Origin of the sequence: Streptomyces katrae (genome assembly GCF_000966975.1) — a bacterium.
In the GTDB taxonomy this organism is placed as follows: domain Bacteria; phylum Actinomycetota; class Actinomycetes; order Streptomycetales; family Streptomycetaceae; genus Streptomyces; species Streptomyces katrae.
Map to the genome: position 1 here is coordinate 1 of NZ_JZWV01000846.1, position 9,334 is coordinate 9,334.

Annotated in this window: 7 protein-coding genes; 1 reads left to right on the top strand and 6 read right to left on the bottom strand. The window is 73.0% G+C overall.

The annotated features are described in order from the left end of the window. The 6 genes from hemG to VR44_RS27845 form a co-directional block, all read right to left on the bottom strand. Positions 1-533, bottom strand: a 533-nt coding sequence (hemG, locus tag VR44_RS27820) for a protoporphyrinogen oxidase (protein ID WP_045950367.1), incomplete at its 3' end; no start/stop codon positions are given. Then, entirely contained in the window at positions 533-1,720 is a 1,188-nt protein-coding gene (locus VR44_RS27825; protein ID WP_052713860.1) for a TIGR04053 family radical SAM/SPASM domain-containing protein, read from the bottom strand. The genes VR44_RS27825 and hemG, both read right to left, overlap by 1 nt. Further along, positions 1,717-2,442, bottom strand: coding sequence for a respiratory nitrate reductase subunit gamma (gene narI / locus VR44_RS27830; RefSeq protein ID WP_045950368.1), 726 nt, complete (start codon positions 2,440-2,442; stop codon positions 1,717-1,719). The genes VR44_RS27825 and narI overlap by 4 nt, the downstream gene beginning before the upstream one ends. Further along, positions 2,442-3,116, bottom strand: a complete 675-nt coding sequence (gene narJ, locus VR44_RS27835) for a nitrate reductase molybdenum cofactor assembly chaperone (protein ID WP_045950369.1) — start codon at positions 3,114-3,116, stop codon at positions 2,442-2,444. The genes narI and narJ overlap by 1 nt, the downstream gene beginning before the upstream one ends. Beyond that, a complete protein-coding gene (gene narH, locus VR44_RS27840; RefSeq protein ID WP_045950370.1) occupies positions 3,113-4,639 on the bottom strand; it encodes a nitrate reductase subunit beta in 1,527 nt (508 codons plus the stop codon). Before narH ends, narJ begins: the two co-directional genes overlap by 4 nt. 2 nt (positions 4,640-4,641) lie before the next feature. Next, complete coding sequence (locus VR44_RS27845) at positions 4,642-8,304, bottom strand: nitrate reductase subunit alpha (RefSeq protein WP_045950371.1); 3,663 nt, start codon at positions 8,302-8,304, stop codon at positions 4,642-4,644. A 240-nt stretch (positions 8,305-8,544) separates the two neighbouring features. Between VR44_RS27845 and VR44_RS27850 the strand changes: the two genes are divergently transcribed. Then, positions 8,545-9,273, top strand: a complete 729-nt coding sequence (locus VR44_RS27850) for a YwiC-like family protein (RefSeq protein WP_052713861.1) — start codon at positions 8,545-8,547, stop codon at positions 9,271-9,273. Positions 9,274-9,334 lie beyond the last annotated feature (61 nt).

The following is a 9,334-nucleotide window of genomic DNA, read 5'->3' on the forward strand; positions in this document are numbered from 1 at the left end:
GTGGCGCGGAGGGAGAGGCGGTCGGCGCGGCCCGCGTAGACGCCGCCGAGCAGGGGTTCGACCAGGCGGTCCACCGCCTCCCGGCCGAAGCGGGCGGTCAGGTACGCGGCCACCGAGCAGTCCCCGGCCAGGGGCACCGCCGGCAGCTCCGCCTCGCGGGCGGCCCGGGCGGCACCCTCGGGGGAGAGCAGGCCCGTACCGGCCAGCGCGGCCGGGTCGCCGGGCACGCCCATCACGTGCCCGGCGGGCAGGGGGCGCAGCTCCCCGCCGGTCCAGAGGGCCGTGGGGGAGGCGGCGGGGTCGCACAGGGCCCCGCCGAGCCCCGTCTCCCGTGCCAGCGTGACCGCCTCGGGGCGCAGCGCCATCAGGGACTCGGCGCCCTCGTCCACGGGGACCCCCGCGAAGGTCCCGGTCCGGAGCTTGCCGCCGACCCGGGCGCCGCCCTCCAGCACGGTCACCTCCGCCTCGCCGCGCAGCTGCCAGGCGGCCGCCAGACCGCTGATCCCGCCGCCGATCACGATCACCGAAGCCATCAGGCGGTCCTCTCCGTCAAGGGGCGGAGTTCCGCCTGGTACGGGAAGGAGCCCGGCTCGTACGCGCAGTACGGGTCCTCCCCGAGCACGTCCCCGGTGGTCCCGTACGCCCGCGCCCGCGAGCCCCCGCACACCGGCTTGAACTCGCACGCACCGCACCGGCCGCCCAGCAGCGAGGTGTCCCGCAGGGCGGTGAACAGCGGCGAGCCCCGGTAGATCTCCGTCAGTGGACGGTTCTTCACGTTGCCCGCCGGTACCGGCAGGAAGCCGCTGGGGTGGACCTCCCCGGTGTGGGAGACGAACGCGAACCCCCGCCCCGACGAGACGTCCAGCGGCGCCCGCCGCACCGGCCGCCGCTCCCCCTCGAAGAGCCGGGCCGACGCGGCGCGGGCGCGCAGCCGCCCGTACAGCGGCCCCAGCGCGGGCGGCTCCCCGCGGGCGTCGAGGACCGCGCGCTGGAGGGCGACCCGCCGGAAGTGGTGGCCTTCGGTGGTCTTGACGGGCAGGACCGCACCGCAGTCGTGGAGGAAGTGCAGGACGTCCTCGATCGCCTCCGGGGTCAGCGGGTCCAGCCGCTGCCCGCGGCCGGTGGGGACCAGCAGGAAGGCCGACCACAGCACCGCGCCCTCGCGGCGCACCAGCGCGGCGATGTCGGCGAGGTCCTCCAGGCTGTCCCGGCTGACGGTGGTGTTGATCTGCACCTTCAGGCCGAGTGCGCGGGCGGCCCACCAGCCCTCCAGGGTCCGTTCGAAGACCCCGGGCACGCCCCGGAAGGCGTCGTGCCGGGCGGCCGTGGAGCCGTCCAGGGAGAGGGAGACGGCCACCGCGCCGGCGTCGCGGACGGCGCGCAGGCTCTCCGGGGTGAGCGTCGGGGTGCCGGAGGGGGAGACCGCGACGCGCAGGCCCAGCCCCGTCCCGTACGCGATGAGTTCGGTGAGGTCGGGCCGCTGGAACGGGTCCCCGCCGGTGATCACGAAGAGGGGAGCGGGCCTGCCGAACGCCGCGACCTGGTCCATGACCCGGCGGGCCCAGGCCCCGTCGAGCTCCTCCGGATGCCGCGCCGTCGCCGCCTCGGCCCGGCAGTGCAGGCAGGCCAGCGGGCAGGCCCGGGTGGCCTCCCAGATGACGAGGAACGGCCGCTCGGAGACGGAGTGCCGGGGCCGGCGCACCAGCGTGGCCGGCCTCACGAGACCCGCTCCCAGCCGCGCCGGTCCGGGCGGTTGGACGTCAGACGGGGATCGCGCCGGCGGTAGACCACGAACGGGCGGAAGAGGTACTTCAGGGGCGCGGAGAACATGTGCACCAGCCGGGAGTACGGGATCAGCGCGAACAGGGTGAACCCGAAGAGGACGTGCAGCCGGAAGGCGAGCGGGGCGGCGGCCATCAGCTGGTAGTCGGGGGAGAGGGCGAACAGGCTGCGGAACCAGACCGAGACCCCCTCGCGGTAGTTGTAGCCGTCCGTCTGCCCGGTCGAGTTGAGGACCGTCGCCGTCAGGCCGAGGGCCAGCGCGCCGAGCAGGACCGCGTACATCAGCCGGTCGCCGCGTACCCGGGCCTTGCGGACGGCGGGGGTGCGCAGGCGGCGCTGGACCAGTACGCCGATGCCGGCGGCGGCCGCCACGCCCGCGACGGCGCCGGTGGAGACGGCCATCAGGTGGTAGGCGTGGTCGTCGAGGCCGAGGGCGTCGGTCCAGCTCATCGGGACGAGCAGGCCGACGACGTGCCCGGCGACCACGAAGGCCATGCCGAAGTGGAACAGCGGCGAGCCGATGCGCAGCAGCCGGGACTCGTGCAGCTGGGAGGAGTGGGTGGTCCAGCCGAAGGCGTCGTAGCGGGCGCGCCAGACGAGCCCGGCGATCAGCAGGGTGACGGAGACGTACGGGTACACGCCCCACAGGAGGAGGTCCATCAGGCCGTCTGCCTTTCCGGGAGGGCGGTCGGCCAAGGGAGGTCGACGGGCATGTCCACCCCGGGGCCGAGGGGTTCGATGGGGTCGACGAGCGGGGACCCGAAGCCCACCAGTTCCTGCGGCGGCCCGCTGCGCGCGAGGGCCTTCGCCTCGGCCTTCGTCCGCGGGGAGGTGCCCGGCAGGGTGGCGCACACCGCCTCCAGGACCCGTGCGTACGGGGACCCGCACTCGGTGAGCGCGAGGCGCAGCAGCTCCAGGCCGGCCCGGTGTTCCTGGAGCAGCTCGGTGCCGGCCTCCTCGCGGAGCGCCGCGAACTCCAGGGCCACGGGCAGGAAGTCGGGCAGTTCCTCTCCGGTGAACTCCAGCCCGAAGTCCCGGTAGATCCGCTTGAGCCGGACCAGGGACAGGCCGCGGCGGCGGGTGTCCCCGTCCGCCCACCAGGTGAGGTAGAGGCAGCGCCGGTTGCGGGTGTCGAAGGTGGAGGTGTACTCGGCGCACAGCTCGATCGCGCTCAGCGTCTCGGTGTGGTCGAGGAAGGCGTCGAGCAGCGCGGCCGGTCCGGCCGGGGCGCCGGTCAGGGCCCCGCGCAGGCGCGGGAGTTCGTCGTGGAAGCGGTCGCCGGGGTACTGCAGCACGCAGCCCGCGACCAGCCGCACCAGGGCGTCGGGGGTCATGAGCTCCTCCTCGTGGGGCTGATGTCGAGCGTCACCCGGGACGGCCCGCCCTCGGCCCCGGCGACGGGGCAGCCCCCGTCCAGGGGGTGGGAGGCGGCGAGGGCGTCGGCGTCCGGGCGGGCGGCTGCCGGGATCACGAACCGGTCCTCCTGCTTGGCGACGGCCAGCAGGCGGAACATGTCCTCCATCTCGGCACCGGTGAGTCCGACGGCCGCCGCGACGGACTCGTCCGCCGGCTCGCCGAGGTTGATCCGGCGCATGTAGGCGCGCATCGCGGCCATCCGGCGCAGTACGGCCTCGACGGGGCGGGTGTCGCCGGCGGTGAGGATCTCCGCGAGGTACTCGACGGGGATGCGCAGCGCGTCGATGGCGCCGAACAGGTTGCCCGCGTCCTCACCGTCGCTGCCGGTGGCGGCGACCGCCTCGACGACGGGGGAGAGCGGGGGCACGTACCAGACCATGGGCATCGTCCGGTACTCCGGATGGAGGGGGAGGGCGACCTGGTAGGTGGTGATCAGGTCGTACACGGGGGAACGGCGGGCGGCGTCGAGCCACTCGTCGGTGATCCCGGACGCGCGGGCCGCGGCGATCACGGCCGGGTCGGCGGGGTCGAGGAAGCATTCGAGCTGGGCAGGGTAGAGGTCGTGCTCGTCGGCCACGGCGGCGGCCCCGGCCACCCGGTCGGCGTCGTAGAGCATCACGCCGAGGTAGCGCATGCGGCCGACGCAGGTCTCCGAGCAGACGGTCGGCATGCCGACCTCGACGCGCGGGAAGCAGAGGGTGCACTTCTCGGCCTTGCCGGTCCTGTGGTTGAAGTACACCTTCTTGTACGGGCAGCCGGTGACGCACATGCGCCAGCCCCGGCAGCGGTCCTGGTCGACGAGGACGATGCCGTCCTCCTCCCGCTTGTACATCGCGCCGGACGGGCAGGAGGAGACGCAGGCCGGGTTGAGGCAGTGCTCGCAGATCCGGGGGAGGTAGAACATGAAGCTCTGCTCGAACTCGAAGCGGATCCGTTCCCCGACCTCCTCGCGGATCTTCTCCACGACGGGGTCCTTCACGGCGTGCTCGGGGGCGCCGCCGAGGTTGTCGTCCCAGTTCGGGCCCCACTCGATCGTGTCGAGGGGCTCTCCGGTCAGCTGGGAGACGGGGCGTGCGGTGGGCAGGTCCTCGCCCGCCGGGGCCTCGGTGAGGTTCTTGTACTCGTACGTCCAGGGCTGGTAGTAGTCGCCGAGCTCCGGCAGGTGGGGGTTGGCGAAGATGCCGCCGAGCTTCCGCAGCCGTCCGCCGGCCCGCAGCCGCAGCCGGCCCGATCGGGTGCGCTCCCAGCCGCCCTTCCACTTGTCCTGGTCCTCCCAGCGGCGGGGGTAGCCCTGGCCGGGGAGGGTCTCGACGTTGTTGAACCAGACGTACTCGGTGCCCTGCCGGTTGGTCCACGCCTGCTTGCAGGTGACCGAACAGGTGTGGCATCCGATGCACTTGTCGAGGTTCATGACCATCGCGACCTGTGCCATGACCCTCATGTCTAGAACTCCACCTTCTGGTCGCGGCGGCGGATGACCGTCACCTCGTCGCGCTGGTTGCCGGTCGGGCCCAGGTAGTTGAAGGCCCAGGTCAGCTGGGCGTAGCCGCCGATCAGATGGGTGGGCTTGAGCATCACCCGGGTCAGCGAGTTGTGGATGCCGCCGCGGCGGCCCGTCTTCTCGGTCTTCGGGACGCCGACCGTCCGTTCCTGGGCGTGGTTCATGTAGACCGTGCCGGGCGGCATCTTGTGGGAGACGATGGCGCGGGCGGTGACCACGCCGTTGCGGTTGACGGCCTCGATCCAGTCGTTGTCGCGGACCCCGATCGCATCGGCGTCCTGCGGGGACATCCACACCGTCTGGCCGCCGCGGCCCAGGGTCATCATGTACAGGTTGTCCTGGTACTGGCTGTGGATGGCCCACTTGTTGTGCGGGGTGAGGTAGCGGACGGCGACGGTCTTCTCGTCGACCCGCCCGATCCCGGGCTCCCCGTACAGCCGGTGCATGTCCAGCGGCGGCTTGTAGACCGGGAGGGACTCGCCGACCTCGTGCAGCCAGTCGTGGTCGAGGAAGAAGTGCTGGCGGCCGGTGAGGGTGTGCCAGGGCTTGAGGTGCTCGGTGTTGACGGTGAAGGCGGTGTAGCGGCGGCCGCCGGACTCCGAGCCGGACCACTCCGGTGAGGTGATCACCGGGACCGGGCGGGCCTGGGTGTCGGCGAAGGAGATCCGCTTGCCCTCTGCCTCGGCGGCCAGGTGGGCCATGTGCGTGCCGACCTTCTTCTCGAGGGTCTCGAAGCCCTGGACGGCCAGGCGTCCGTTGCTGGTGCCGGAGAGGGAGAGGATCGCCTCGCAGGCCTGCCGGGCGGTCTCCAGCCGGGGCCGGCCGGCGGCGGTGCCGGCGCGGACGGTGCCGTTCTTCGCGCCGAGGTACGCGACCTCCTCCGCGACGTCGAAGGTGATGGCCTTCGTCGTCACGCCGAGGGTGTCCACGAGCGGGCCCAGCGCGGTGAACTTCTCGCCCACCGCCCCGTAGTCCCGCTCGACCACCGTCAGGTTGTACATGGTCCGGCCGGGCACGGGCTCGCACTCGCCCTTCGACCAGTCCAGCGCCACCCCGCCCGGCTGGGCCATCTCCCCGCCGGGGGTGTCGTGCTGGAGGGCGGTGGCCACCAGGTCCCGGCGCACGCCCAGGTGGGTGCGGGCCAGCTCGCCGAAGCGTTCGGCGAGGCCGCGGAAGGCGTCGTAGTCGGAGCGGGCCTGCCAGGGCGGGTCCACGGCCGGGGTGAAGGCGTGCAGGAAGGGGTGCATGTCCGTGGAGGACAGGTCGTGCTTCTCGTACCAGGTGGCCGCCGGGAACACCACGTCCGAGAGCAGGGTGGTGGACGTCATCCGGAAGTCCATGGTGGTCAGCAGGTCGAGCTTGCCCTCCACGTCCTCCGCCCGGTAGGCCACGTCGCGCGGGGTGCAGCGGGGGCCGTCCTCGGGGAGGTTGGAGTGGGTGCCGAGGAGGTGCTTGAGGAAGTACTCGTTGCCCTTGGAGCTGGAGCCCAGCAGGTTGGCCCGCCAGACGTTCAGCACGCGCGGCCAGTTGCGCGGGGCGTCCGGGTCCTCGCCGGCGAAGCCGAGCGTGCCGTCCTTCAGCGCGCGGACCGCCTCGCCGACCGGGTCGGCGGCCTCGCCCAGGTCGAGGGGGTTGCGGTCGAAGGTGGGGTAGGACGGCATCCAGCCCATCCGGGCGCTCGCGGCCAGGCAGTCCGCCCCGCTCATGCCCTCGAAGGCGCCCGTGCCGAGCGGGGAGGCCAGCGCCCCGGCGGGCAGGGTGTCGTAGCGCCACTGGCCGGTGTGCAGGTAGAACCAGGCGGCGCCGATCATCTGGCGCGGCGGGCGTGACCAGTCGGAGGCGGCGGCGAGGGTGGCCCAGCCCGTGACCGGCCGGCACTTCTCCTGGCCGACGTAGTGGCCCCAGCCGCCGCCGTTGCGGCCCTGGCAGCCGGTGAGGGTGAGCAGGGCGAGGAAGGCGCGGTAGATCGTCTCGGAGTGAAACCAGTGATTGGTGCCCGCGCCCATCAGGATCATGCAGCGGCCCTGCGACTGCTCGGCGGTCCGCGCGAACTCCCGGGCCACGCGCACCGCCTGGGCGGCGGGCACCGAGGTCAGCGACTCCTGCCAGCCGGGGGTGCCGGGCTGGGAGGCGTCCTCGTACCCGGCCGGCCACTCGCCGGGCAGGCCCGCGCGGGGGACCCCGTACTGGGCCAGCATCAGGTCGAAGACGGTGGTGACGAGCCGGCCGCCGAGGCGGCGCACGGGCACCCCGCGCCGGACGGTCCCGCCGCGCTCGTCGTCCTCGAACCGGGGCAGCACGATCTCGGCGCTCCGGCCCTCCCCGAGCAGCGTCAGCCGGGGGACGGTGTCGCCGAGGTCGAGGTTCCACTCCGGCTCCTCGTTCTTCCCCCAGCGGTGGCCCAGGGTCCCGTTCGGTACGACCGGCTCACCGGTCGCGTCGTCGACGAGGACCGTCTTCCACCGCGCGTTCTCGGTGTCCACACCCAGATCGGCGGCGGTGACGAACTTCCCCGGAACCAGCCCCTGCTCCGTCTCCCGCAGCGACACCAGGAAGGGCAGGTCGGTGTAGGTGCGGACGTAATCCGTGAAGAAGGGCGTCTGCTTCTCCACGAAGAATTCCTTGAGGATGACGTGCCCCATCGCGAGGGCCAGCGCACCGTCCGTCCCGGGGTGTGGATGCATCCATTCGTCGGCGAACTTGGTGCTGTCCGCGTAATCCGGGGAAACGGCCACGACCTTCTGCCCGCGATAACGCGCCTCCGCCATCCAGTGCGCGTCCGGGGTGCGGGTCACCGGCACGTTGGAGCCCCACGTCATCAGATACGCGGCGTCCCACCAGTCACCGGACTCGGGCACGTCGGTCTGGTCCCCGAACACCTGCGGAGAGGCCACGGGCAGGTCGGCGTACCAGTCGTAGAAGCTCAGCATCGGCGCGCCGATGAGGGAGTGGAAGCGGGCACCGGCGGCGTGCGAGGCCATCGACATCGCGGGGATGGGGGAGAAACCGGCGACCCGGTCCGGGCCGTGCTCCTTGATGGTGTGCACGTGCGCGGCGGCGACCAGCTCGGTCGCCTCCTCCCAGGTCGCCCGCACCAGACCGCCCTTGCCGCGGGCCTTCTGGTAGCGGCGCCGGCGCTCCGGATCGCCCTGGATGTCGGCCCAGGCCAGCACGGGGTCCTTCAGCCGGGCCTTCGCCTCCCGGTACATCTCCAGCAGCGTCCCGCGCACGTACGGGTAGCGCACGCGGGTCGGCGAGTACGAGTACCAGGAGAACGAGGCACCGCGCGGGCAGCCGCGGGGCTCGTACTCGGGGCGGTCCGGGCCCACGGAGGGGTAGTCGGTGGCCTGGGTCTCCCAGGTGATGATCCCGTCCTTGACGAAGACCTTCCAGCGGCAGGAACCGGTGCAGTTCACGCCGTGCGTGGAGTGCACGACCTTGTCGTGGCTCCACCGGTCCCGGTAGAAGGCCTCGGCGGCGCGGCCGCCGGTGCGGTGGACGGTGCGGAGGTCCTCGGAGACCTCGGCGTCGGTGAAGAAACCACCGGCGCGCCGGGCACCCCCGACGGCGAGGGAACGGAAGGGACTCTCCTGACGCGCGTCCAAGACGACCTCCAGGGCGGAAAAAAAGAGGGGGGTGGGAAGGGTCGATTTCCGGCCCGTTTCCGACGCTACGCCCGCCGGAATGCCGAACCCGGTGACAAAGGTCCCCATTGCCCGTGACCTCTTTCCGGTCTTTCGGGGGCCGAGTGGGTGCGAAGCTGGTGTTCCCCCAACTGTGGGGCCCCGGGCCTGAATTACGCGGCGGAATTCCACTTTCGGTGCCGCATCGAGAACGGAACGGAAATGACCTACCGCTGGATACCCGACCAGCACGGGGCGTGGGCGATGCTGGCCGTGCCCTTCCTCGCCGGGACGTTCCTCTCCCCGCGACCCGGCTGGGCGCACGCGGCGCTGTTCGCGGCCTGGCTGCTCGGCTACGCGGCCGCCTTCCACGCGCAGCAGTGGCTACGGCTGCACGCGCGCGGCCTGCGCTCGGCGCGGCGGCACGGGGTCCCGGCGGTGGTGTGCGGGGCGGCGGCGGGGGCGTCCGGCCTGCCCCTGGCCCTCGCGCACCCCTGGCTGCTCCTCGCGGCCGCGGCGGCCCTGCCCTTCCTGGCGGTGAACACCTGGTACGCGTGGCGGGGCCGGGAGCGGGCCCTGGCCAACGGCCTGGTGGCGGTGGTACCGGCCTGCGGGATGCTGCTCGTCGCGGCACGGCTGGGCGGCCTCGGCCCCGGCGGGGCCTGGCGGGCGGCGGCGGCCTGCCTGCTGTACTTCGCGGGGACGGTGCCGTACGTGAAGACGATGATCCGCGAGCGGGGTTCGGTGGGGTACCGCCGCGCATCGGTCGGCTACCACGCGGCGGCCGTACCGCTGGCCGCGGCCCTCTCCCCGTGGCTGACCCCGGTCTTCGCGGCCTGCCTCGCCCGAGCGGTCCTCCTCCCGGGCCGGCGGCTGCGCCCCGCGAAGGTCGGCGCGCTGGAACTGACCCTCTCGGCGGCCCTCCTGACGACCTTGCTGCCAACCTTCTGATCCGGGGCGCGCCGCACACGGGCCACCGCTGCGCGGATCCCGCCGGCGGGGCCATAAACAG

What these genes read in the sequence shown, in the direction of transcription:
- narI (WP_045950368.1), bottom strand. Translation starts at nt 2,442, where the DNA reads ATGGACCTCCTCCTGTGGGGCGTGTACCCGTACGTCTCCGTCACCCTG.
- narJ (WP_045950369.1), bottom strand. Translation starts at nt 3,116, where the DNA reads ATGACCCCCGACGCCCTGGTGCGGCTGGTCGCGGGCTGCGTGCTGCAG.
- narH (WP_045950370.1), bottom strand. Translation starts at nt 4,639, where the DNA reads ATGAGGGTCATGGCACAGGTCGCGATGGTCATGAACCTCGACAAGTGC.
- VR44_RS27850 (WP_052713861.1), top strand. Translation starts at nt 8,545, where the DNA reads ATGACCTACCGCTGGATACCCGACCAGCACGGGGCGTGGGCGATGCTG.